This window comes from Halococcus salsus, assembly GCF_009900715.1.
Lineage (GTDB): Archaea > Halobacteriota > Halobacteria > Halobacteriales > Halococcaceae > Halococcus > Halococcus salsus.
Genome location: NZ_JAAAJC010000009.1, coordinates 40,818 through 64,574, shown reverse-complemented (window position 1 = coordinate 64,574; position 23,757 = coordinate 40,818). Strand labels below are relative to the sequence as shown.

The following is a 23,757-nucleotide window of genomic DNA, read 5'->3' as shown; positions in this document are numbered from 1 at the left end:
GAGAGATACTCAAACAGCGGTACTGTCTCGGTCGCCGCGACATTCAAGAAGTCGTCGACAGAAGTGACGTTTTGCAGGGTCTGGGCGTTGTTGGACACAATTCCCACACCCTGCAACCTCGCACGTGACGCTTTCTATGACACGCTCTATGCAAGCCTACCCATATCAGAACACTACGCTCTTTCGAGGGAATAGCGGCATCTCGGGGACCGAGAACGTCACTATCAACGGCCAACTCGGAGACTACAGTGAGCCTCGAACCCTGAATGGAACCGGCACGGCAACGTTCGTTAGCGAGAGCAACGTCACCTATCTGGTGACCGGCACCTACAATCGCTCGACGCTGCTCCGGGTTGCTCGCTCGATCGGTCAGGAATCGAATGACTCGGGGGGCTCGACGACCGCGAACACCTCGAATCGCACTGAGAGCGCGAACGTCAAGAATACGACGGCGCTTGAAAACACCCTCACGATCGAGAGTACGGACGATGAACGGGTCTACTACAATGCGACGGCGAGCAAGAAGATACACCCTGCTGCCGGCGCTGATCTCGTTCAGAGTAACGCCTCCTCACCGGACGTCGTAACTGACAGCACGGCCTCGGGTTCGACGGCGGAGCGTGGCGTCGACAACTACACTTTCGAGGGGGAACTCACCGCGCTCGATCTCCGTGGTGGGCCGGCGAAAATCCTCGTGAACGGCGAGCAGGTCGACCCGGATTCGTTCGCGACCGCGACCGCTACATCAATCCCGATCAGGACCTCAACGAGCACGACCACTCCAACCGCAACACCCACGTCGACGTCGACGAGCTCGGCGAGTGCAACGACCACAGTGACGGTCTCGACCATTCTCGAGGATTCATCGATAAACCGAACACCGGTCGGGACGATCACCGATGCTCAAACGGTAGCTGAGTCCGAAAATGGGAGTAGCGAGGGATCGAGCGGGTTCGGTACCGGCTTCGGTATCCTCCCGGCGGTGCTCGCCCTGGTCGCAATAGTGCTCGCAATGGCTCGCCGGCGTTAGAGGTCGCGTGCCTGGACCGTCTTTCGGTCGTTGTCTTCTGCTCGCTGAGCAGCCCTATTGAGGAGCTCGGCCACTTCCTCATCGAGAGCATCGTAGAAATCCGCCGAGACGTTCATGTCGCTCAGTTCTTCCTTCACAGCTGATTGAACAATGTAGTCTGCCATCGCCGAAACAACTGCTGCCAGGTATTTATACCCATCCGAAACTGCTGATACACAATGACTGGTTGATAAAAGACGAGGGTGGACGTTAATGCGTACGGTAACTCACGAACTATCCTTTATCGAGTAATTCTGAGACTCTACGACACATCTTTTATGAGCCAGTAACCCGACTTATCAGGTTGCTATGATGGATGATCTGACTGGCTTCCAGCGCGATCTCCTGTACGTGATTGTTGGGTTAGAAAACGGCACCCCACCGCACGGCCTTGCGATCAAAGACTCTCTCGAAGAGGACTACGAAGGCGAAATCCACCACGGTCGACTCTATCCGAACCTCGACACGCTCGCTGAGATGGGACTAATTGAGGTCACTGCGATTGATAAGCGTACCAACGCCTACTCAGTCACCCAGCGTGGTCACCGCGAACTTGAGGCTCGCCGCGAATGGGAACGCCAACATGTAGACCTGAGCTCCGGTTAGGGTCCGCCTCAGCTCTCTATTCCACGTAAAATTGTATCCTACCTCTGCTTGGACACGTAGCGGTTATACTAGATGGTTATACCTGTCGGACTAACTAATATAACCATCCAAGGAGTAGTATATGCGTGAAAGACGCTACTCCAAGTACTCTATTCCCCACTCTCGAAGCACCTCGACTACCCCCCCTGGATGCCTTTGAGCATAGACGTAAGCAGCCTCCCGAAGATCCGTTTTGTTTACTTCTTGGCTGAGCGAATCTTCCACCTCACGCCGAAGGTCGCGTTCACCCTCCTGAATAGAAGATCGAAGAAAGAAGGGAATTTGGTCTCGATCCGTTTTCACTGACTTGTTTCGTAGCTGCCTACGGGCTAAGTACGGGAGATCGTCGGCAGGTTGTGAGACGGACGACGTCGTTTCCGTGCCTGTAGAGGTTGCTTCGCTTAGTATCTCGGGCGTACTTTCACCTATTTCATCGCGTGTCTCGCTTTCAGATGACTGCAGTTCTACTTCGCTACCCTCGTTTGCAAACGGGTCATCACCGCTGCCTTTTTTCATAATTCCACCTCAATTTCGTTCTGGCTGGTGTCTTCGAGCTGAATACCGCCTTCACGCTCGATATGACGAGCTAACTCGTCGTACTGTTCAAGCGTCTTCACTTCGTGGTCTCGTCGCCGATCGCGGTATTCGTCGATATAGCGAAATGCGCTACATTGCTCCCGCCAGCACCCCTCCATCAGCGATGAACGCTTACCGACTATAACTGGCATGTCGAATCCAGTTTCTTCTAGTTCATCGAGATAATGCTTCTGGTCGTTCGTCCCTTCGTATTTGAACGGTAGAAGAGCTAGAACGCCGATATTCACTTCGAGCGTTGCCTCAAGCCCTTCAACAACTTCCTCTAGTCCACGAACAGATTGCTCCCCTTTCCCGGATAGTTCTACAGGAATGACGACGTTTCGAGTTGCGAATAGAGCATTGTTCTGTGCTTGCTCTCCATTTGCTGGGGGATCAATTACGAGTACATCGTACTGTTCGTTGATTCCCGCCTCCTGTAGCACTGTGAGAAGCTGTGAGTGTTTCTGAAATTCGTAGTTCGTGTCTCCATGGGTTTGCTCTTCGATTTCAGCGGTTTTCAAGAGAAGCTCTGTTAGCTTCTCATGCATGTTATGGGTCGGTAGGACATCCACCCCTTCGTCAGTCTCACGAATAAGGTCGGTCAGCTTTCCTCGGGGTCGGCCAATAAGGTGACGAACCAAATTGTCTGCATCCCCTTCAGCCCGGTCCTGATCTACATCGAATAGGTAGGAGAGACTGGCGTTCTGTGGATCCAGATCAATCATCAAAACGTCAAGCCCGTGCCGAGCATGAGCGACCGCGCAGTTCGCGGCTGTTGTTGTCTTTGCCACTCCCCCCGCTTCCGAGTATACGGAGTATCCCAACATATCGAACCAATCCCTTCGCTTTGTTATAAAGGTTAGTCAGACACTCTAGCTAGTCTCCTTTGTTAGTCCGATCGGTTATACCAACCAATCAAACTTACTAGTTAGTCCTATTAGTTATACCAGTAGGAACGTCCGAGAAGGACACAGCAAGGGGGTATATAGAGGGGATAGAAATTTGCCTAGCTCCAACAGTTGAGTTCCAGCACAACTGGTGGTAGACTCTCACTCAGGCTCCAAATGATATTTCGAAAGATACAGCCACATCTCGTCTACTGGCACACGCGACTAAACTAACTCAGCGAACTAAATGTTGAGAGGAGAAATCACCATTAAGCGAGGACATTAGGCACCTCCACGCTCGTCAAGGTCGGCCATAGAATAGAGATGGCGTCAACTCTAATCCAAAAACGTATTTATACAAATAAGGCTTATAGTAGACACAAATGCTTACTAAGGCCGGACTCGCTATCCTCGATGCGTTGAGTACCGGCCGGGAAGCGACGGCAACCGACCTCGCGACGGACACCGAGTATTCGAAGGCACATCTCTACGACGTCCTTGATGAATTGGTCGAAGCCGGCCTGCTCAACGAACACCGTGGGCCCAACAACCAGCGGCGGGTCTACCTCGCTGACCACCCAGTCGTTGAAGCGTACCGGACCCTGCAGTCGGAACTCAGTCACGTCGAGTGGCCCGCCCTCCTCTCAGCAGCCACACTCCGGGCGTGCTGGTATCTCGACGAGCCGCGCCGGGTGGCTGAGATCGCCGAGCGATTCGATATTACCCGGCAGGGCGTCCATAAGGCTCTTTCACCGCTCAAGCATCGTGCAATGCTGTCCCCATCCGGCCCGGAGTACGCGTTAAGTGGGGATCTCGCGCCGCTGCTGGCGTTCGCCCGTGCCGTTATGCAACACGAGCACCGGTCGCGAGTCCGGGCACTCGCGCCGAGTGCGACCGTCGAGTGGTGTGATCCAAAGCGAGCACTCGTCCGCGTGCAGACAGCTGCGGATACGGAGGCACTCGAAGCCGCTCCCGACTGGCACCTGTCCGGGCTCGCCCGATTTGCAGAGTACGGTCTATAGTTTTTCCTCGCGGGCGAACCTGCGTTCTGGTATGCCCCCGACACGGAACTCACACCTGCCGACGTAGTGTGCCACACGCTCGTCCTCGATAGTGGGTCCCGCCGCGTCAGTTATGCGATGCTCCTGACCGAGGAGTTGGACATCGACCAGGAGACGCTCACAGAGACTGCGCAGTGGTACGAGTTGGACTCCACAGTAGCTGCGATGTATCGGCCCCTCCATGGTGAGTTCGAGCCCTCGGAGGAATCCCCTGTCGCCATCCCGAGTGAAACAGAATTCATGGCGCTCAAAGACCAGTACGGAGTCACATGACCGTGTTTACAGGCGGCGCCAGATCAGCACAACCCCAACAGAGCGGTTGCTCGGCGCTCGACTGTCGCTCCGTTTCGCCACCACACCGGCAACACTCGGTCATTCGTCTTCCCTCCGAGCGAGCCAGAGAGAGGGCCCACATCGGCGTCGGGTGTATTCCTCGACGACGAGCCCGCCATCGAGCGGGGAATCATCCCTCAACTTCGGAAGATACGACCCAACGACTGCCACCGAAAGGTCGCCGTCTTCGTCCGTTAGATCGGAGGCGTGAAGGTACCGATAGGCGTTGCCGTGTGGGTCGTCGCTCATGAAGCGCCTGAGCGCGCTCTCGACACGCTCACGGTTGCTCTCGGTTTGCTCCGGGCTCATAGTCTGCTCGTCTCCTCGCGCCGCTCTCGGTCGGCTGTACGGAGCTCGTCGGGACACGGCCCACAGATACGGCCGTTCTCGGGAACGATGTTCTCACACCGTTCATAACGGATGCACGCGCCGTCTGGTGCTGCCTCGCTCCCGCCGAACGCTGTGAAGTCTGATTGGTCCGCGCTCATGGGCTAACTCGCCTCCTGGTCGTCGACGTCACTGCCCTGACTACGGTCGACGGTTACTGAACGTCTTTCGGAAAGATCGAACGCGAGCACCCGATCGCCGGTCCAGACCGTCCACTCGGGTGTTCCTTTGAGTCGATTGTAGAGACATTAGAAAAGCCAACGATTGCCTCCAGCGTTTCGCATAGGAGCAGAAGTTGCAGATCCTGATTCGTGTCTTCATAACGGATGTTCCGGTCGGGCGATTCTCGATGCTCATCAACCGACTCCTCGCTGCCAAGCGCGGGGAATATCCCGAGTTCGACCTACCTGGACATAGATCGAAATGATTCACCACTCCCGAAGCTACCCGCTCGATACACAGAGCAAACTCAACGACTGCGATTCGTATCACCTGAGTGTTGACGTTTGTACTTCGCGGATCACGACGTCGTTCTCACACGGCGAAACCCCCAAGTCCCCCAAGCCATTGTTCTTTAACAGCGCCCGACTCATCGGTGATCCTGCAGTCATCCACAACTACGCAAACGACCTAATGGAGAGCACCCAGTCAGGGAGGCTCAGTCCACTGTCGGTCCTCATGGGAAACCGTCGGTCCGGACGGTGCTATCGAAGACTATCAGGTAGTGGATGATTACGAAGGCTATCTGGATTGCGGAGAAAATCGATTGGTAGTGAACCGACGGCAGCAGGACCATTCTCGCTGGATGAGCACTGTGATCCAGATGAGAATGAGGTGAACGATGGCGCACGTTCCCATACGCATGACAAATTTAATCCAAGGCACAGATTGCTACCGAATTCAGAAACCAACTAAACACAGTACACACCATTAACCACTCAAATACCTCTCTACCAGCCACGAACTGGCGGCCAATCATTGGAGAAGGACTCGCGATCTGGATAGCGATACTACTCGGATTCGTTCTTCTCCCGTCTGGTCATCCTCTTGCCATCGGTATCGCACTTGCCACTGTGCTCGGAGGACCACTACTTCCTGTTGCTCTCTTAGCGGACCTCCGGCAGACCAAGACATTGAGTAACTGCCCACCTACTCTTACCGAATATCTTCGAAACATCCTAACCGATGTACTGAGTAGCCTTCTGAACCAAACAGCACTCGGGTCCGAACGTCCGCCGCTCTTCAATTGCGGTCCGAAAACACCCGTGTCCTGTGACTGCAGGAGGTAGTGCTCCATTGATATCCTCCCCACGGTGAACGGCGAGCAAAAATAACGAGTGAACAGTATCTTTGTATGCTCAGGCCGGCGTATAAGACTGCTCGTCAAGAACCACACCGTCATCGTTGGCGACAACGACAATATCTGGATTACTATTATTGAGGACTGCACCGGAGAACCCGGTATAGACCGTCGATTGGGTATCATCCCCGTCACCGTTTCGAACGGTAATCACCTCATCCGGTCCGACAGAGACATCATCGAACGTATAGTTCTGTCCCCGCCCGCCTTCGAAACTCACGATGAAGCCGGATAGGTCGATTTCACTATCGCCAGTGTTCTGCAGTTTCGCGAACTCGTTGTTGAGATCACCGTTCTGATCTGGTTCGACTTCTATGATTTCGATGGGCTCCCTTTCTGGGGGTTCGGAGGTGAGTTCTGCACCCGGATCACCAGCATCAGTAGTGAATGTCGCAATCGTACTAACCGATGCTTCGGGTTCTTCGACAGTCGAGACGACGCGGTAGTCCGTCTGCCACTGGTCAGGAGTAAGTGTACAGCGGACGTACCCCCGCTCGTCGTTGTAGAATCGTTGCCACGGTTCGCCCAGAGACGGTCCGTACTGAGTGATCCCGCTTCCGTCGCCGAAGGAAGTGATCGACGTGCCGACGTACTCCGTACCAACTGTTTCGGAATTAGGGTCCGAGAAGTCGGCTTTGAGGTTGTAGGCGTAGTTCCGATGGACATCGCCGGTGATCACGACGGGATTCAGGTCCTCATCCGCAGCCATGGTATCAAGGAGCGTCTGTCGGTCGGCCCGGTATCCGTCCCACTTATCGCCGCCGCCAAAGTCCTGAACGTCTGGATTGGGGTTTTCGTCGGTTGCAGCGACCGGAACTTGATTGGCAAGGACGTTCCACTGTGATGTCGAACTGTTCAGTCCCGCTACGAGCCAGTCTTCCTGTTCATCGCCGAGGATCGTTCGTTCCGGGTCACTCGCTTCCTCGGAGGAGTAGACCTGATCGTCGCGGTACTGGCGAGTGTCGAGCACGTTGAATTCAGCTAAGTCACCGAACGTGAACCGTCGGTAAAGCGGCAGGTTCGGGCCATCGGGCATCCGTGAGGGACGCAGTGGTTGGTGTTCGAAATAGGCCTGGTAGGCATCGGCCCGGCGTTCGAGGAATTCCTCCGTGGGGTCGTCAGCCTGGGAAACCTCGTCGGCGTAGTTGTTCTCGACCTCGTGGTCGTCCCATGTCACGAGCCACGGGAATGCAGCATGAGCATCCTGGAGATTCGAGTCAGTTTTGTGCTGTGCCTCGCGGATTCGGTACTCACTCAGGCTCTCGATTTCGCGCGGTGGTTCATGACCACGCCCGAGCGAGCCCTGACCGCCACCTTCGTAGATGTAATCACCGAGGTGGACAGCGAGGTCGAGATCCTCGTCGGCGAGATGGTCGTGAGCGGTGTAGTAGCCGGCCGGGTAATTTTGGCACGAAGCGAACGCGAACCGGAATTCATCGATGTTAGTGTCTTCTGCGGGTGCCGTCTTCGTTCTACCAACTGGACTCCGATCGGGACCAATCTTGAACTGATAGTAGTATTCGGTTCCAGCGTCCAATCCTTTGACGTCGATGTGGACGGAGTGGGCGTACTCGGGGCGTGCCTTTGCATTGCCCTTGCCAACAGTATTCTTCATGTCCTCGTCAGTAGCGATCTCCCACTGTACGGGCACCTGTCGGTCGGGCATTCCACCGTCTTCTGAGAGTGGTTCGGGTGCGAGGCGGGTCCAGAGAACGACGGAGTCGGGAAGTGGGTCACCGGAAGCGACGCCAAGGGTGAATGGATCCCCTTTCAGTGGTCCCCGACCATTGTTTCCTTTCTCTTTGGCGGTAGCGGCACCTACACCGGATGTACCGATGCCGACTACCGTCGCGGTAGTGACTGCCTTACGAAGGAAATTACGACGCTCCTCATCGAGAGGGTGGTCCAGACTGTCTTTCACACCCTTCCCCCGAAGACGGTGGTTATGAGAATATCTTACGTAAAATACATAGTGAACAAATCTCATTCAGCATTGGGTGATGTAGAGATGGCAAACGAGAGCGATACTAGGACACGAACCCGCAACTGCAACAGTATCAATGTCGAATAAGACTGGATACGAGTTCTTGTTGGTACTACTACAATGACTATTCAGTGAGTAAGCGGGGTAGACTTCACCTGTATTTGATTTCGCCTATCTGGGGCGATCGGACTCATTTGTAGACCTACTTCGGGCTCTTTGCAATCATATTGTGTTTAGTACATGTGGACAACGTGAGAATTATATGTGGTCTGGTTTAACGAATAATATGAGTAGCAACACGCCTATCGATGGTCGGACAACCCTCGGGATGTCAGTTCATCTTCTTGGGTTTGTTCTTGGACTCTTTGGCCCGCTCATTGTGTACCTTGTCGCTAGCAATAACTTCACAAAGGCAAATGCACGAAATGCCCTGAACTGGCAACTCTTCGTTCTAGCAGCGTCGCTAATACTCATCGTTGTATTCTTTGTTGTGACGCATGATGTCGTCGGATTGCTTACTGGAGGACTCTTGCTTTGTCTTCTTTTCTTGAACTTCGTTTTGCCACTCTGGGCGACAATCAAGGCGCTCAGAAGCGAAGCGTGGCAGTATCCATTAGCCCCGAATTTTCTCTGACTGTCGAATATCGCCTCACACGCTCTCAGACATCTCTTCAGCGAGGTTGCCATACCCTCGGAATACAAGCCACGCTACGATACAAACCAAAACAAACCCTGCTCCGAGATACCCATTCAACGTACTTGGGTATCCCTCAAGATCGAATAGCTTTGTACTCAGTATAGAGAAAGCACCTGTAAGCACTGGAGAGATGAAACCGAAATAGAGTGTCACTGAGGTAACCATTGCCGCACAAGCTTCGATAACACCTATGGGTTCAACTTCTTCTCCTCTATATTCCCTTGCTATATCAGATTCTACTACATAGTACGACAAGAACACTGTTATGACTGATTACAGTATACGGAATTTCGCTCAACGGACTGAGGTGGGTCATTGTTTTCCTCATATTAGCGCTCAGCAATTTTTCGTAATAGCTCCGTTGCTGACAGATTTTACCCCATATTTAGATTGCCTCCCGGTGAAGACTCCATGATGTAAAATGGGTATGTACTTTTGTTTTGGTGCAGATGGATGCCATGTGCCGGTATCTATCGATCTCTGTGCGTTTTCCGAGACCGATTATGAACGACTGATAGAATGGATAGATTCCCCGAGGGATCTTCTTCAGTGGGCAGGCCCCGTGTTCTCGTATCCATTAGATGCTCGTCAACTCCAGAACCATCTCGCTGAGGCAACTGGTGAAAACCCTACACGACAAGCGTACAAAGCCATCAAGTGACGTCGTCAGAGAGCTGGGTAATTCTGGTGAAGCACATCTTGAAGACGTTTCTCTCCAAGTTCCGGATGCTAATGGAGCGAGAGAGGCTTTCAACGAGATATTTCACCCTCTTTCCGAGCTCAATATCGGTGACAGTGAAAATTCATGGGTGGAATCGTTCAGCATTGCCGCTCAACAAGGGAATCAGCAAATCAATGTCGGCGCTTTGTTAGGAAATTAACCGTTTTCAGTGTAGGGCGAGGTTAGTGCCTCGTAGTGGAGTGTGTACCGCCAACCGGATGGATACGCTGTATCCTCTGTCCGGCGAACCGACACGCGAACAGGGGTGTCGTCCTCGTAAACGTCCGTTCGTAAGTAGCCATTTAGACGGACGAGACGGCAGTAGGACCAGAGACCGGGCCGACTCTTACCAAACATTAGATCCGAATTACGTTCTGGTGTTTGGTAAGAGAATCCAACCGTCGTGAACCTACTCACTGAAAACCAGCCTGAACGGTCGAACCAGTCGCTCTCGAATGTGGGAATGGCTCCCAAAAAGGGTTAAACCTCGAAGAAAACCTGTCAACTTCCCCGGCCTAAAGGCCGGCGCTTGTCGGTGGACTCCCGCTCTGGCCAATACTCTCGGCGGGTTCAAAGGAACCACTCGCGTTCAGCGTCCCCGACTTCAGGGCCAGTTGATGTGTGGCCCGTCCACGCGGAGACTTTGCCCCGCGTGGACGTGTTTGAAACCGATGTTCTTCGCCGCATTGTAATCGGCGTGAACCTCGTACCCGCACTTCGCACACGAAAAGTCCGCTTGCGACGTGCGATTGTTGCCGCATATCTACCCACCGGGTGAGCACTCGCCCAAGCGGTGAGCGGTCGCCTACCGAGAAAGTTCCGACTTGAGAAGTGAACTCTCTTTACTCATGACGGCTATTGAGCTCCTTCCCGATAGCAGTTAGATTCATCACAAGAGGCTGTCTGAGCCAATTCATGTCGCGGGGAGAGTAGATTGACCCACAATGGAACGACCCGAGTTCCTATGGCGGTGGTCTTCCGCCCGATTGGGATATTCGTCGAAAGAGGGTCTACAGGCGGGATGACTGGACGTGTACCCGATGTGGGCATCAGAGTGGTCCATATGCGGGGGGTGATGGGACACGTCTCCACGCCCATCACGTTGTTCCGCGCTCCGAAGGTGGGTCGAACCAGCTCTCGAATCTCACTACACTCTGTGAATCCTGTCACAATGAGGTGCACGACCACGATATCTTCGCGAGCGACGGCTGGGTTGGTGATACGGGCCGTGGAACCGGCCTTGGTGGTCGCTTGATTCGGGCACTCAAGTTCGTTGGCGCGACAGTTGTTGGGCTCTTCAGCTATCTTTTCGCTGTGTTGGTTGCTCTCAACTTCGTGAGTCCGACCGATGCGCCTCTCTGGAGTGCGCTCCCGTTTCCACCAACGTGGTGGGCAGGACTTGCAGCGGTGATTCTTTTAGTTGTTCTCGGAGCAATGCTCTGGCGGCCGCTACAGGTACTTCTGGGCTCCGTGCTTTCAATGGGCGGTGTCGCGTTGTTCGCCACCATGGTGATGCCCCAGATTGGATTTTCCCGAGTCATCGTTCTCATCGAGATCTTCACAGCCGTTCCTGCAGTCGGGGCACTCCTTGTGTACGGATTGAAACGGCTCTTTTGAGGACTATGCCCGACAGCTGGGCCATTATCTGATACTCAGATTGAAGTCCCGCTCGGCAATGGTGTATCCTTGCACAGCTAACGCTTCGTGTCGATAACGTTCAGCTACCAACCACTGTGGAAGTCGGCGAAGACCGAACTTGCGGGCTGATTCGTACTTGATCTCTATCGCTGTTTTTCGACCCTGTTCATCGATCGACACCAGGTATGTTCCCCATGCCTTCCCGTTGGCTGTGACAGTCAGCTCGAAGCCGTCGTGGGCTTCATTCTCACCATCCGACTGGGGCGAGCTCGTTTTTACTTCCATAGTTATCGAGACCAATCCGAAGAGATACGATATATCGTAGGCCCACCCCTCCGAAGTCGGACGGATGTCGTTAGCGAGTCCCCACTGGAAGGCAAGCACTCGTGGGGCCGCACCTCCGAATCTTGCTCGTGCCGTCTCAGCGCTCACGTCAGTTTCTAGTTTCATACTTCCGTGGCTCCTCAATAGTGGAAATCGAGCGAGAGCGAGAACTGCACTCGCTACAAGCAGTACTGGGATCAGAGAAAGTGAGAAAAGAGCGATCGTGACGACAGCAGCGAGGAGAAGAGACACTCCCCAACTAACTGGTCGCTCAACACGGCGATACCGCTGCACGACAGTAACAGCCTCCGAAGGTATCTCGACGTTCTCACGGGGATGGGACACATATAATCCGAGAATCGAAGAGGATAATTAATCTTCTCAACTGCTTCTCTATCTCGGAATAAATGAGTGGAGTACGACCATTCCTTTGATGAATTCAAATTACCAGCTTCAAGGATGGATGCCAATTGATGAAAAACTCTGAGGATGGGGCCAACCCAGAGGAGAATTGCTGCCGAGGCGAGTGAGCGAGCAAACATTCCGTGGACTCGCTTCCAGGTCCTCAACCTAGTCTGTACCGAGGTTAATATTTACTATAACTATTATTGAGAAGATAATATTTGGGACTATTCAGCCCCGATTACTTACTAAAAAACATCACTTCGGGGAAATTTCAGTCTTCCTACGAATAGCGCTTTCTAAGTTCTCAAGCTCACTGTCAAAATTAGCTTCAAAAAACTGCTCGACGCCCGGTATTTGTCCTTCAACAGTGAACCGATTCTTCAACCGCGTCCCTTCTTCAAGCTCTTCGAGGTCGTGTTCACCAATGATTCTCATGACGTCTGACCGACCAACAAACTCTACATGAGAGGGTGGATCACGTTTGGTGTCCTCGGTTTCTACAGTGATGGTACTATCAATCACTGAAATTGGTATCGAGAGATGCCAAGTGGCGTGAGTTTCGTCGTGAACTTCGAAGGATTCGACGACACTAATCGGTTCTGCGCGATTCTCTGGGTCAGTAATAAATTCCCAAACCTGGTCCGGTGAAGCATCCAGATCGAACGTACGCTCAACTCGGGTAGTCATATACATGACATCGGTTTGCTCAGTTAAGGCTTCGCCAAATCCGGTGAGAATGGCCGAATTCCTCCGATTATCAAGGAGGTATTGGTCCATCTTTTCTACCGACTGCCGTTCAAAATCCACTTGACCGGATATCACTACGCTCAACGCCTGGAAATACGGATGAGAGGTGAGATCTCCGCCTTCAGTACGCTATCCATTCAAACCTGAGTCATTGCCTATAGAATTCAAGGACATGATTGATACTGACACCCTGCTTGTAAATGTGTCATAATGAAACTGAACGTGCTGCTAAGCATTTCAATTAGGTACAAAAAAGAACTGGCACTCCGGAGAAGAGGGGGGTTACTTACACTCGTTGTGGGAAAATGATTCTTCCTCCCCGTCTCTACTTACTCGCGACACTGGACGTACCACACGGTAGCGGTGGGTTGCTTGCGGTGTGGTGGTATGTGGAACGAATTGGACGCGTTAGGCCGCCGTTAGTCTGGGTGGTTCGTCTCGCTATTTCGAGGATGGCTTACGCCCCCTGTGCTAACGACGGTTGCAAAAGCATCTAGCCGTGTTTGGAATGTCGGCGCTCGGACTTGCGGTTTCAGCCGACAGCCAATCCGACGAAGCCCAGCTGTCCACGTGATTGACCCCTTTCTGAGAGAGCGCGACAGATCCTCGCTGCATGCTCATCGACTCATACCACCGCCCGACGAGCGCAGCTATTCTTACCTAACACTAGAACGAGCTACTGATTCAATGTTTGGTAAGACACCCCGGAAGTCACTACTGGCTATAGGCTTGAAAGAAGAGTTCGAATCTAAGGGAAAGGCCACTGCCATTCGTTGTAAAGTAGCGATTCTTTCTTCTGCGCCTTTGCCTACTAATGGCATCAATACAACACTCGATATACACCGATCGGTTCACGAACTGGGTGGCTATATTATACTCGACCATATTGCAATAGAGGACTCTTCAAACAGTGGTACGCTGGCTTCCGCAAGGCGCAGCTACTTGATTGGGCTCTGCATATTCGTTGCGATGGATTTCAGTGAAAGCGACAAGGGAAAGCGAGTAGTTGACCAGCAAGGGAACACGATTGGTGCGGTTGATGATATCAGAGACGGCAATGCGTACGTCAAAAAGAGCGGCGAAGAGAAGGTCATTGATGCGATCACTTCCAGTCTCGGATGGGATGACAGCGCAATCCAGGAACTAGAAAGCAAGCACGTAGACTCGATTGACGATACCCAAATCAAAGTCCGAGAGCTCTAAAGAAGCGCTGGGACGTTATCCAAACTGCCATTTCGTCAGTAGTGTTCAAGCAATTGTATCCTCGTAGAACGACTGGGCAGGCCGCACTCCACGGTAGTAGCTAGTAGGCTGCAGGTGATTGCTCTATCCCGAGCAAGCTGACTCGGCGAGAACTCCATTCTTCGGCTCAACGAGACCTCTACGCTGGATGCAGACAAGACTACGGCCATCCGACTGCGAGACAAAGGAGATTACGGGAACAGCGGCTGTTTGAGGGTATGATCCCGAAACCGTTTGTCCGCCGCGCAACCCCGTGGTTACTCGCGTCAAATCCGAGTTTTGTTTGGCTGATTTGTGCAGGTCGTTAGGCATGTGATCCAGCGATAACCACTGGAACTGAGCGCAAACTCAGATGAAGAGGCGGTACTCGTTGGTTGCTCAGTAGCTTGAATCGCCTGCCGACGCTGGGGGGTTCTTACCTAACACAGAAATGAATCTTAGTTCGTTGTTTGGTAAGACCGTTTGGGAGTCACCGTCGACCAGTGATTGGTTCTGAGAGAAGAGGCGAACTCCGGAGGAAATCGCCTATACTCGTTGTAGGAGGGCGATTCTCCCTCCTTATCCCTGCTCACTAGCAGCACCGACACAGTACTCGACCCACCACACGGAAGCGGCGGGTTGTTTGCGGTGCGGTGGGGGCAAGGAACGAGTGGGTCTTATCAAACATGTCCGCTGAATCGGGCGCTTCACTGGTGGCCTGCTCCGTAAGACCTCGTTCTTCAACCTTCTCTCGGGCAATTCGGCACTGCTCGTCGCTTAGATCAACCAGTGTTACCTCATAGTCCTGTTCTGCGAGCCAGACTGTGTACCGACCTGCCCCGCCTCCAGCATCGAGTACGTGACCTCGATCTGGAAGATGCTCTCTAAGGTATTCTATAGTGTTCTCGAATTCGAATTGCGCTTTTCGCGTTGCTTGCAATCGTTTCCGCTCTTCATTACCGTATTCATTGTAGTAGTTCTCGGGGTTGAGTGCGGCGAACGGGTCGGCAGCATCATCCATTTTGGGACGAGACCGCTGGGGAAACACATGCAAGTTCCGCTCGCTTAGCGAATTAGTCGCGAATACCAATCTCAAGCGTTAAAAACAGCCGAACAACACCGGAGAGGAACACTCACATCATCAACCACACGAATTGCCACCAAGCTTACAAGAAGACAGGTACTAGCGCGCGTTGTGAACCAGACCAACCCGCACCCCGATAGCGGTTCTGGCTGCGCTGAGGCCGAAGGGGGCCCCTCGCAGCACCGAAAGTCGGTTCTCATCTGTCCCGAGTGCGGGCGCGAAGCGCCTGCGGAAGATGACTGGGTAAGGAAGCAAACAGACAGAGAGGATCGAATTGCCCTTGCTTGTCCCATCTGTGGGACTCACCTCGCGGTTCGAGGGAATTCCCCATCTAACGCCAACTTTGGACAAGACGTCCCTATTCCGGCGGTGTCGGGAACTACGTTTCCGCAATTAGCCGCCTCTGCTGGTTTACAAGCGACGGCATTGCAACTCGATCTCTGGACTCGTCTTTGGAATCGTTCGACTTCTAACCACGGTCAAGGTCGTTCTTAGGCGATACTGCGTATTCCTTTGCCACTCGGAGTTAGAAAAGCCGAAGGGGGGATTCGAACCCCCGGCAAGCTCCTTACAAGGGAGCTGCTCTGGCCAAGCTGAGCTACTTCGGCCCGCTCTCTGTAATCAGACCGTCGCCAAGTGAGTAAAGACTACGGATCACTCGGTATCTTCCGTAATACGATTCAGTTTTCTTCCAGAGAGCAATCGATACTCGTCAATTACTCGCTGGCTCGAATCGTCTGCCGACGGTACAATTCTTACCTAACATTGGAATGGCGATGCCGATTCGATGTTTGGTAAGACGGTTCGGGGATTACTACTGACTAGCGAGTGGTTCCAAGAGAAGAATCGATACTTCGGAGCAGAGAGGGTCACTTACACTCGTTGTCGGACGGCGATTCTCCCACCCTGTCTCCTCATACTAGCAGCACCGACGCAGCACTTGACGCACCACACGGTAGCGGTGGGTTGCTTGCGGTGTGGTGCGGGCGTGGAACGAGAGGGTCGTGTTGGACCGTCGTTAGTTTGTGGTGGTTCGACTCGCTATTTGGAGGAGGACTTACGCCCCCTCTGCTGACGACGGCTGTAAGAGCATCCAGCCATGTCTGGTGTGTTTGGTGAAGACGATCTTTCCGTTAGTGAGGTGCTCGACCTTCTTGCAGGCTCGGTAGACCTGGTTCCAAGCGAGGTCGTCTTCGTCGAGTTCGGTTTCGATGAGTGGCTTCAGTCCATCGCGAATGTTCCGGCCTTTCGGACCTTTCTTCGACCACTGCGTCCAGTTGCGCATGATGGCTGCGGCACGGTCCACCGAGGAGGTGATTTGGACGCCGACAGGATTGGTGTCGTCTTCGTCGGCGATCCGCTCCAAGGGGGTGCGCTTGGAATCGGATTCGCTCTCCGCCGGTTCGTTGGCGGAGTTGGTGTCTTTGACTTTCTTCGTGAGGCCTTCGATGATCTTGCCGAGGGGCTGGCCGGCGATCCAGACGTCATCGAGAGTGGCGTCTTCCGGGTCGACGCCGCGAACCTCGATGAGCTTGCTCACTTCCTCTCTGACGATGTCCCTGACTTCTTCTTCCATGAACCAGGGGTCGTCCTCGCTCTCGCTTGGAACTGAGACACTCGTGTCGCTGGTCGAGTCTGTTCGTTGTTTGTCGCTCTCTGCGTGTTCGGTGGTTTGTGTGTGAGGGTCTTTCCGTGGGGTGCTCTCGCTCATAGCGTATCCCCTTGTGGGCCGGATTGGTCGATGATCTCGATTCCAGTGAGGGTCGTCTCGTGTGATTGGTAAGCGACGTCGGATGTGGTTGCGAGGCGGGCTTTGGCGAGCCACTCATAGCATCCTAAGGCGGGGTGCTCGATCTCTCGGTGATTGCACTCACTGCAGTACAGTCGCGCGACCGAGACCAGTTGGTCTTCGACGGGGCGATAAGCGTAGGCAGTCACTTCGTCGCCCTCGCCGAGTTCTTTCGTGCAGTACTGGCAGAGAGCGGTGCCGCGGATGCCAAGACTCCAGCCCGTGATGGACTGTTCGGCCGCTGGAGCGGAATCGACGCTCATTCGCGTGCACCCCGCGTCGCACACTTCGGCGAGCAGAATACATCGTCGGTGAGGAGCGACTCGGTCCAACCGTCACCCAGAATTGTGGGTTGGTCGCAGTGCTCGCATCGTTCGATTGACTGTCCGCTAGAACGTTCGGCAGTTTCAAGGCTGCCGGAATTGTTGGCTTGCATGGGCTTTCGATCCGCCGTGAAGGCCTATGCTCGGATGTTGGCGCATCCGGGCGTTCTCTCATTGCAACGCCCCAAGGAGCACCGCCTTCACGCCCTTTACAACCACATGTATGGGTAAAAGTCTTCCTTTCCAGTTAGCTGTAACGGGAATGCTTTTGCTCATAAACCGTTATATCTACCTGTAATGCCACCTCAAACCCTATCAATGCCTGACCGCGACCAAGATACCGGCCGCTATACTGCGGAGTACTCTACGGCCGAGTTTCTTGAAGCCATCCAGAGTCTTGGTGGCGCAGGTGGAACTCAGGAGATCGCAGATGAGGTGGGATGCATCTACGATACGGCCTACAAGAAGCTCCGCCAGCTCGAAGACACCGACAAGGTACAGAGTAGAAAGGTCGCGAACGCCCGACTGTGGTCTGTAGCTGACGAATGAAGAACACGCCCCGGAAGCTGAGATAGTGGGAAGTCAAGCAGGAAGATGGTCTAAAGGAGTACCTTTTGGACACCACCAAGCGTCGCTTCCCGTGTTAAAATTTTTATCGTAACTCAACGTCAAGGCCGCAAACTCAGTAAATGGTCCGTCGTATCTGCCCCAAAGCGGGGCAGTTTGAGGGTTTGTTCTACGTTCCCGGTGGCGGTACGCACACTGTTCCGTCAGCGTTGGTGTAACAGTCTGGTTGGGGTCTTGGAAGACCAGTCGTACCTGATCCACTGGAGGAACTGGGATCTCCTACGCTGGGTCCACTCGTAGTGGTACTAGTCGCTGACGCACTTGCTGCCCCCATCATTGCGACGGCCGAGAAAACGACCATTACAACGAGGACAGCGCGAGTTAGCTTTCTCATGGGACTGACTCTGCGAGACGACGATTGCCATTTTCGCTGTCAAGCAATCTCGCCAATATAATATTTCGACACACTCTAGTAAATATTTCCAAATTTTGGAGTATATAAGAACCTGACAGGAAGAGACACCTTTGCGAGCGACTCACTCGCTGCTCGCCGCTTCGATCCGTGGGTCGAACACCCGATGGGCAACGTCCTGTAGCAGATTGCCTGCAACCCCGAAAAGAACGATCACCATCGTTGTGCCAAGGACCACAGGCAGGTCACGACCCTGAACCGCAACAAGTCCTAGTGACCCTATCCCTGGAATTCCGAAGACGTACTCAATGACGAATATGTTCAGCACGAGGAGTCCGAGCATATCGGCGAAAAACAACGACAAGAGTGGGATCGCTGCGTTACGGAGGAGATGACGTCCAACACGCCCGTTCGTTGCTCCTTTCGCCCGTACGAGTTTGATGAATTCGGCATCGATATATTCGAGTGATTGCGCCCGAGTGTATCGAAGCTGGCCCGCGAATAGCGTGGTGCCGAGCACTGCAGCGGGAAGTGCCGTCGTACGGAGGAACTCACTCCCATTCCGAATTCCCAACCAACCACCGGTACCGACGAGGACGAGAGCAATGGTTCCAAGCCAGAAATTCGGGAAGCTGAAGCCAAGGTAAGCGACACTCGTTCCCAGCCTGTCGAGCAAGCTTCCTTGGTGGGTCGCCGAGTAGAGACCCGCTCCGAGACCACAGACCACTGCAAAGAGAACTGCCGGTAGCACGTACCGAAGAGTATGACCGAGTGCGTTTCCAACCAGCCCGATGACTGGAACGTTTGCCGCGTATCCCGACCCATACGATCCGCCGAACGTCGTCTGTCCGTCCGCTCCGTATGACTCTCCCCAGTCGAACGTCGTATACGAGACCAGCACGTTCTCGTAGCGTTCGAGGAACGGTTCGTTGAGGCCGCGTTCGGCTTTGTACGTCTGTAGCTGCTCCCACGCATCCGTCTGTTCGACGGGAATACGCTGGTTGTTTGCCTGAGAGGTCGCGGCGTAGGTAAGCTCACCGACACGAGGGTCTGGGGTAAGAGCGACGAACACGAACACCGTCGACAGCACGAGATACGCCGCGAATACTGCAAAGACCACTCGCCGAGCGACCCACCATCCTCGACTCATACAGAGATACCCAACAAATCATGTCGTCGATGCTCGCTCTTCAAGTCGGAACTGAGGCTCATTGGACGGGATTCGATCTCTATATCGATGGTCACAGATCGCCGTGAGCTGAACATCCGGGTATAGTACCCATGTGAAACCACGATACAATAAACGTTGACCCGCTTGATTTCTCGCTCAACTCCCGGGCGGGAAACACTTATTTTCCATCCTCGTCCATCGATCACAGTCATCGATGTCAACGGATACCGGTCTGGGTTCCGACCCTGCGCTCGAACCGATCGACTGGGCGGAACTCGATGATGGTCGACTCAGCCTCGAATGGAGGACGTGGGGACTTCTGCTGGCACTCTTCGCGATCGGCGCACTGTTTTGCTACGACTATTTCACGAGCTATCGACTTGCGGTCGGTGCATGGTATACGCCAGCGCGCCTTGACTGGCTTTTCTTACTCTCGTTGGTGGTATTCGTCTTCGTCGTCGTCGTTCCGTTGTTCACGGACTACGAACGAACCCGGCGGTACTGGCAACGCTTCCGAAAAAATCGCCTTGCTGTGGTTTGTGCCGCCTATCTCGTTCTGTTCTTCATTCTTGGAATCCTGAGCCTGCTCGTTCTCGGTCGTCCGAGTACCAATATCGAGTACGCGAATCAGCCTGCGCTATTCGCCACTATCGAGTCCGGAACGGTCGCGCTCAACTGCGCTGGTCACGTAACTGGCCCTGCCGTCCAACAGCTCTGCCACGGCAGCCTCCGATTTCCGTTCGGTACCAATGACGTCGGCCAGAGTGTCCTCAGTCTAACGATCGCGGGGTTCGGAGTGAGCCTCCTCGTCGCTCTCGTAACGTCTATGATAATGGTTCCTATTGCAACGGTCGTGGGCGTTGTTGCGGGGTACTCGGGTGGATGGGTCGACACAGTCTTGATGGGGTATGTGGATGTTCAGCAGACAGTCCCCGCTTTTGTAGCGTACATCATCCTTGGATTCGTCTTTGGGCAAAGCCTCTTTCTCATCATCCTCGCCTTCGGTCTACTGAGTTGGGGCGGTGTCGCCCGCCTCGTCCGTAGTGAAGTGATCCAGCGGCGCGGTGAACTCTACGTCACCGCCGCTGAGAGCGCGGGCGCGAACCGTACGACGGTCATCCGCAAACACATCCTTCCCAACGTCTCGTCGACCGTGTTCACGGCCACGACCCGACAAATCCCACTGTTAATTCTCACTGAGGCAGCGATCTCCTTTATCGTCGTACTAGGCGACGAGAACGTCCCATCGTGGGGTCAGTTCATCAACAGCGTTACGACCGAAACGGGTGGCGTGAACGTGGAGCTGTGGTGGGTTTGGGTTTTCCCACTTGTCTTCCTCGTCGTCACGGTGTTCTCGTTCAGCGTCGTGGGTGATGCACTCCGGGACACGCTTGATCCGAGGTCGAGCGCATGAGTGACCCACTGCTCTCGGTCGAGGATCTTAGAACACACTTTCACACTTCGGCCGGCACGGTCAGAGCGGTCGATGGCGTGAGTTTTGCCGTTCATCGTGGTGAAACAGTTTGTCTCGTCGGAGAATCTGGGTCGGGAAAGACCATCGCCTGCGAGTCGCTCACCAAACTGTTCTCGAGTCCACCGGGAGAGCTCGTCGACGGTCGGATCGAGTTCGATGGGATGGACCTCACGGCGCGCTCACCAGCGCGGCTCACCGATATCCGTGGTGGACGGATCGCACATGTGTTTCAGAATCCTCAGGGAGCGCTCGATCCGGTCTATTCGATCGAGGCACAGCTCAGAGAGTCCATTCGGCTCCACCGTGATGTTTCAAAAGGGGTTGCTCGCGAGCGTGCCGTCGAACTGCTCGATAGAGTCGGGATCCCGAACGCTGCGACCCGAATCGCGGAATATCCGCACGAGTTTTCTGGTGGAATGAAACAACGGATCGTCATCGCGATGGCGCTCGCCGCCGAACCCGACCTATTGGTCGCCGACGAACCGACCACGGCACTCGACGTGACGACACAGGCAGGGATCCTCGATCTCTTGAACGATCTTCAGGCCGAACACGACATGGCGGTCCTCTTCGTGACACACGATCTCGGAGTCGTTGCGGAGATGGCCGACCGTGTCGTGGTACTCTACGCTGGAAAGGTGATGGAACGCGGGAGCGTCGAAGACGTGTTCGAGTCGCCAGCCCATCCATACACTCGAGCTCTCTTTCGGTGTCTTCCGGGCCGCGGTGAGCGACGCGAAACCATCGAGGGCGACCTCCCGAGCCCAACCGAACCGCCGGCTGGCTGTCGGTTCCACGCTCGATGCCCTCACGCGATCACGGAGTGTCGTGAGGGAACTCACCCCCGACTTCGGCCGACGGAGACCGAATCCCACACCGCTGCGTGTGTCTTCTACGAAGAGGGTCGTGACGCCTCGGCGATCCGAACCGACGACGAACGAGCGGGCGACGGACGAACCGGTAACCGCTCGGGGCCGACTCGGACTGATGACGGACGAAATTCGAACGATAGGCAGAAAGGCGGTGGCGCACGATGAGTGACGATCCACTGCTTTCGGTCCGTGGCCTCGAAAAACACTATCCGATAACCGAGGGACTGCTCGACCGCGAGACGGGACGAGTCCGTGCGGTCGACGGCGTCGATTTCGACCTTCGACGAGGGGAAACACTCGGTCTCGTTGGAGAGTCAGGATGTGGAAAATCCACCGCTGCACGGACGCTGCTTCACCTCGAGGAACCGACCTCCGGTCGGGTAGTCTTCGATGGCGACCCCATCGGTGATCAGGGGGATGCAGCACGGAAGCGGTTTCGACAACGGGCGGGCATGATCTTTCAAGATCCGACGTCGAGCCTCGATCCTCGAATGACGATCGGCGAAGCGGTGGCCGAACCCGCAGCGATCCATGGACTGCGGGACCACGACCGCCGCCGCAACCGATCGAAGGCTTTGCTCGAACGGGTTGGACTCTCGGTCGACGATTACGACCGCTATCCCTACGAACTCTCGGGTGGAGAGAAACAACGCGCTGCGCTCGCACGGGCGCTGATCCTGAATCCCGACCTGCTGGTCGCGGACGAGCCTGTGAGTGCGCTTGATGTGAGCGTGCAATCCGCGGTACTGGAGTTGATAGCCGACCTCCAATCGACGCTCGGCCTCTCGATTCTTCTTATAACTCACGATATGAACGTCGTGCGCGACGTCTGCGATCGAGTAGCAGTGATGTACCTAGGCGAGATCGTAGAGAACGGCCCCACCGCCGAGGTATTCGCCGAGCCTATGCATCCCTACACGAAAGCGCTCCTCGCATCGGTTCCGACACCCGACCTCACCACCCGTGGGGACCATGCGCACTTGGCGGGCGAAGTTCCGGATCCTGCCGATCCACCTACCGGATGTCGGTTCCACACGAGGTGTCCTGCGGTGATCCAGCCTGCCGAGTACGATCTCGACCAATCAGTCTGGCGGAATCTCCTCGACTTCGGAGTCGCGATCCGCGACCGGACGCTCGACGCTAAGGCGATTCGGAAGCGACTCGTTTCCGAGGGGAGCGCAACGAGTACCACAGCAGTCTCAGACCCCAAGCTCCGAGCGGCGATTCGAGAGGGCTACGATATCCCGAGCGAACTGGACGACGCGGATGCGGAACGAGCGGTCGCTGCGGTACTTACGGACGTCGCTGAGCAGAACATCGCGACCGCCGAAGAACGATTCACAGAGGAGTTCTCGACGGTCTGTGAACGGGAGTCGCCTGAGAACCAGGAGATGACGACCGGCCATTCAGCAACCTGCCATCTCTTGTGACGCACTATTGCACCCAGAAGTCGGTCGACTGACGCTTAATCCAGGTTTCTGTAACGGCGAAGCTTGAGAGTGTTGGGCCGAGATACGAGCGAAACATTGCTTATGGTGGATTTCGTGCGTTGTTCAGCTCAGCTACCGAATCGGTCTCGTATGCACGACGCCAGAGGTTCAGCACTGCCCGAGCGACGAGTCGGGGTTCTTCGACCGTGATGCACGACTGGCGGGCTGTTTTGGACGCTGCCGCTGGGGGCTCGTGAAAGTGCTTTTCGGGCGAATGGTCGTTCGGATGTCGGTCGAAACGCCAGTTGACATCGGCTTCGTCCACGTAATGAAATCGGTACGCATCGGTCGTGTACCAAGTGACGTCTAATCGGGACCAGCTTGCCTCTCCGATACCATCGGCGAACCGGATATGAAGCTCGCGGGGAGCAAGAACTGAGTCGAAGACAGCTTCCTCGATGAGGGGGTCATCACGAAGAAATAGGTCCCGTATTGCTTGCATATCCGCCACATCGGGAGCGCCGACATCACCAGTTAGCTCCTCTAAAGGGATCCCGTAGGAAGGTGAACCGCTCATCCC

Annotated in this window: 24 protein-coding genes, 1 tRNA gene and 3 pseudogenes; 12 read left to right on the top strand and 16 right to left on the bottom strand. The window is 54.7% G+C overall.

The window, feature by feature from the left end; genetic code table 11:
• Positions 1-633 precede the first annotated feature (633 nt).
• Positions 634-852 (bottom strand): hypothetical protein, encoded by a 219-nt coding sequence (locus GT355_RS15635; protein ID WP_160135482.1) that lies wholly within the window; start codon positions 850-852, stop codon positions 634-636.
• A 174-nt stretch (positions 853-1,026) separates the two neighbouring features.
• Positions 1,027-1,194, bottom strand: coding sequence for a DUF1931 domain-containing protein (locus tag GT355_RS15630; protein ID WP_160135481.1), 168 nt, complete (start codon positions 1,192-1,194; stop codon positions 1,027-1,029).
• A 187-nt stretch (positions 1,195-1,381) separates the two neighbouring features.
• Between GT355_RS15630 and GT355_RS15625 the strand changes: the two genes are divergently transcribed.
• Positions 1,382-1,675 carry a PadR family transcriptional regulator gene (locus tag GT355_RS15625; protein WP_160135488.1) on the top strand — a complete coding sequence of 98 codons (294 nt, stop codon included), beginning with the start codon at positions 1,382-1,384 and terminating at the stop codon, positions 1,673-1,675.
• A 135-nt stretch (positions 1,676-1,810) separates the two neighbouring features.
• Here the strand turns inward: GT355_RS15625 and GT355_RS15620 are convergent, their stop codons facing one another.
• Positions 1,811-2,230 (bottom strand): DUF7970 domain-containing protein, encoded by a 420-nt coding sequence (locus tag GT355_RS15620; RefSeq protein WP_160135480.1) that lies wholly within the window; start codon positions 2,228-2,230, stop codon positions 1,811-1,813.
• Entirely contained in the window at positions 2,227-3,117 is an 891-nt protein-coding gene (locus GT355_RS15615; protein ID WP_160135479.1) for a ParA family protein, read from the bottom strand. Before GT355_RS15615 ends, GT355_RS15620 begins: the two co-directional genes overlap by 4 nt.
• A gap of 443 nt (positions 3,118-3,560) precedes the next feature.
• Between GT355_RS15615 and GT355_RS15610 the strand changes: the two are divergent.
• Positions 3,561-4,511 (top strand): annotated as a pseudogene (locus GT355_RS15610) (helix-turn-helix domain-containing protein).
• Positions 4,512-4,610: 99 nt separating this feature from the next.
• Here the strand turns inward: GT355_RS15610 and GT355_RS15605 are convergent.
• Both GT355_RS15605 and GT355_RS15600 read right to left on the bottom strand, forming a co-directional pair.
• The gene (locus GT355_RS15605; RefSeq protein WP_160135478.1) at positions 4,611-4,880 is read right to left on the bottom strand and encodes a hypothetical protein; all 270 of its coding nucleotides are present in this window, start codon (positions 4,878-4,880) and stop codon (positions 4,611-4,613) included.
• 1,436 nt (positions 4,881-6,316) lie between these two features.
• A complete protein-coding gene (locus GT355_RS15600) occupies positions 6,317-8,305 on the bottom strand; it encodes an alkaline phosphatase D family protein (RefSeq protein ID WP_160135477.1) in 1,989 nt (662 codons plus the stop codon).
• Between the two features lie 283 nt (positions 8,306-8,588).
• Here GT355_RS15600 and GT355_RS15595 point away from each other — a divergent pair, with 283 nt between their 5' ends.
• Positions 8,589-8,936 (top strand): DUF4870 domain-containing protein, encoded by a 348-nt coding sequence (locus GT355_RS15595; RefSeq protein WP_160135476.1) that lies wholly within the window; start codon positions 8,589-8,591, stop codon positions 8,934-8,936.
• 15 nt (positions 8,937-8,951) lie between these two features.
• On the opposite strand, the gene GT355_RS15590 is transcribed toward GT355_RS15595, so the two are convergent.
• Positions 8,952-9,260 carry a hypothetical protein gene (locus tag GT355_RS15590; protein ID WP_160135475.1) on the bottom strand — a complete coding sequence of 103 codons (309 nt, stop codon included), beginning with the start codon at positions 9,258-9,260 and terminating at the stop codon, positions 8,952-8,954.
• A 320-nt stretch (positions 9,261-9,580) separates the two neighbouring features.
• Between GT355_RS15590 and GT355_RS15585 the strand changes: the two genes are divergently transcribed.
• Positions 9,581-9,880, top strand: coding sequence for a hypothetical protein (locus GT355_RS15585; RefSeq protein ID WP_160135474.1), 300 nt, complete (start codon positions 9,581-9,583; stop codon positions 9,878-9,880).
• Between the two features lie 355 nt (positions 9,881-10,235).
• Here the strand turns inward: GT355_RS15585 and GT355_RS18615 are convergent.
• Positions 10,236-10,471, bottom strand: a pseudogene (locus GT355_RS18615) (zinc ribbon domain-containing protein); the annotation flags it as partial.
• 182 nt (positions 10,472-10,653) lie between these two features.
• On the opposite strand from GT355_RS18615, the pseudogene GT355_RS18610 reads away from it, so the two are divergent.
• Positions 10,654-10,857: pseudogene (locus GT355_RS18610) on the top strand (HNH endonuclease); the annotation flags it as partial.
• Between the two features lie 39 nt (positions 10,858-10,896).
• Complete coding sequence (locus tag GT355_RS18325) at positions 10,897-11,337, top strand: hypothetical protein (protein ID WP_240145841.1); 441 nt, start codon at positions 10,897-10,899, stop codon at positions 11,335-11,337.
• A gap of 24 nt (positions 11,338-11,361) precedes the next feature.
• Here the strand turns inward: GT355_RS18325 and GT355_RS15570 are convergent, their stop codons facing one another.
• Complete coding sequence (locus GT355_RS15570) at positions 11,362-11,742, bottom strand: hypothetical protein (protein ID WP_160135473.1); 381 nt, start codon at positions 11,740-11,742, stop codon at positions 11,362-11,364.
• A gap of 600 nt (positions 11,743-12,342) precedes the next feature.
• Positions 12,343-12,774: an SRPBCC family protein gene (locus GT355_RS15565; protein WP_160135486.1), complete on the bottom strand. Its 432-nt coding sequence runs from the start codon at positions 12,772-12,774 to the stop codon at positions 12,343-12,345.
• A gap of 747 nt (positions 12,775-13,521) precedes the next feature.
• Between GT355_RS15565 and GT355_RS15560 the strand changes: the two genes are divergently transcribed.
• Positions 13,522-14,037 carry a hypothetical protein gene (locus GT355_RS15560; RefSeq protein ID WP_160135472.1) on the top strand — a complete coding sequence of 172 codons (516 nt, stop codon included), beginning with the start codon at positions 13,522-13,524 and terminating at the stop codon, positions 14,035-14,037.
• A 610-nt stretch (positions 14,038-14,647) separates the two neighbouring features.
• Here GT355_RS15560 and GT355_RS18605 read toward each other — a convergent pair.
• Positions 14,648-15,076, bottom strand: coding sequence for a class I SAM-dependent methyltransferase (locus tag GT355_RS18605; protein WP_160135471.1), 429 nt, complete (start codon positions 15,074-15,076; stop codon positions 14,648-14,650).
• A 174-nt stretch (positions 15,077-15,250) separates the two neighbouring features.
• Here GT355_RS18605 and GT355_RS18750 point away from each other — a divergent pair, with 174 nt between their 5' ends.
• Positions 15,251-15,634: a DUF8106 domain-containing protein gene (locus tag GT355_RS18750; RefSeq protein WP_476702762.1), complete on the top strand. Its 384-nt coding sequence runs from the start codon at positions 15,251-15,253 to the stop codon at positions 15,632-15,634.
• Between the two features lie 38 nt (positions 15,635-15,672).
• Here GT355_RS18750 and GT355_RS15550 read toward each other — a convergent pair.
• The 3 genes from GT355_RS15550 to GT355_RS15540 all read right to left on the bottom strand — a co-directional run bounded on the left by GT355_RS15550 (position 15,673) and on the right by GT355_RS15540 (position 17,191).
• A tRNA-Thr gene (locus tag GT355_RS15550) sits at positions 15,673-15,747 on the bottom strand.
• A 449-nt stretch (positions 15,748-16,196) separates the two neighbouring features.
• Complete coding sequence (locus GT355_RS15545; protein WP_160135470.1) at positions 16,197-16,850, bottom strand: hypothetical protein; 654 nt, start codon at positions 16,848-16,850, stop codon at positions 16,197-16,199.
• On the bottom strand, positions 16,847-17,191 hold the full coding sequence (locus GT355_RS15540) for a DUF8112 family protein (protein ID WP_160135469.1): 345 nt from the start codon (positions 17,189-17,191) through the stop codon (positions 16,847-16,849). The genes GT355_RS15545 and GT355_RS15540 overlap by 4 nt, the downstream gene beginning before the upstream one ends.
• A 378-nt stretch (positions 17,192-17,569) precedes the next feature.
• Here GT355_RS15540 and GT355_RS15535 point away from each other — a divergent pair, with 378 nt between their 5' ends.
• The gene (locus GT355_RS15535) at positions 17,570-17,800 is read left to right on the top strand and encodes an ArsR family transcriptional regulator (RefSeq protein ID WP_160135468.1); all 231 of its coding nucleotides are present in this window, start codon (positions 17,570-17,572) and stop codon (positions 17,798-17,800) included.
• Between the two features lie 554 nt (positions 17,801-18,354).
• Here GT355_RS15535 and GT355_RS15530 read toward each other — a convergent pair.
• The gene (locus GT355_RS15530; RefSeq protein WP_160135467.1) at positions 18,355-19,350 is read right to left on the bottom strand and encodes an ABC transporter permease; all 996 of its coding nucleotides are present in this window, start codon (positions 19,348-19,350) and stop codon (positions 18,355-18,357) included.
• Positions 19,351-19,615: 265 nt separating this feature from the next.
• Here GT355_RS15530 and GT355_RS15525 point away from each other — a divergent pair, with 265 nt between their 5' ends.
• From GT355_RS15525 to GT355_RS15515, 3 genes are read left to right on the top strand one after another with little or no spacing between them, the layout of a single operon-like run.
• Positions 19,616-20,815 carry an ABC transporter permease gene (locus GT355_RS15525; protein WP_160135466.1) on the top strand — a complete coding sequence of 400 codons (1,200 nt, stop codon included), beginning with the start codon at positions 19,616-19,618 and terminating at the stop codon, positions 20,813-20,815.
• Positions 20,812-21,912, top strand: coding sequence for an ABC transporter ATP-binding protein (locus tag GT355_RS15520; protein WP_160135465.1), 1,101 nt, complete (start codon positions 20,812-20,814; stop codon positions 21,910-21,912). The genes GT355_RS15525 and GT355_RS15520 overlap by 4 nt, the downstream gene beginning before the upstream one ends.
• The gene (locus GT355_RS15515) at positions 21,909-23,177 is read left to right on the top strand and encodes an ABC transporter ATP-binding protein (RefSeq protein ID WP_160135464.1); all 1,269 of its coding nucleotides are present in this window, start codon (positions 21,909-21,911) and stop codon (positions 23,175-23,177) included. The genes GT355_RS15520 and GT355_RS15515 overlap by 4 nt, the downstream gene beginning before the upstream one ends.
• A gap of 100 nt (positions 23,178-23,277) precedes the next feature.
• On the opposite strand, the gene GT355_RS15510 is transcribed toward GT355_RS15515, so the two are convergent.
• Positions 23,278-23,754, bottom strand: a complete 477-nt coding sequence (locus tag GT355_RS15510) for a toxin-antitoxin system TumE family protein (RefSeq protein ID WP_240145840.1) — start codon at positions 23,752-23,754, stop codon at positions 23,278-23,280.
• Between the last annotated feature and the right edge of the window lie 3 nt (positions 23,755-23,757).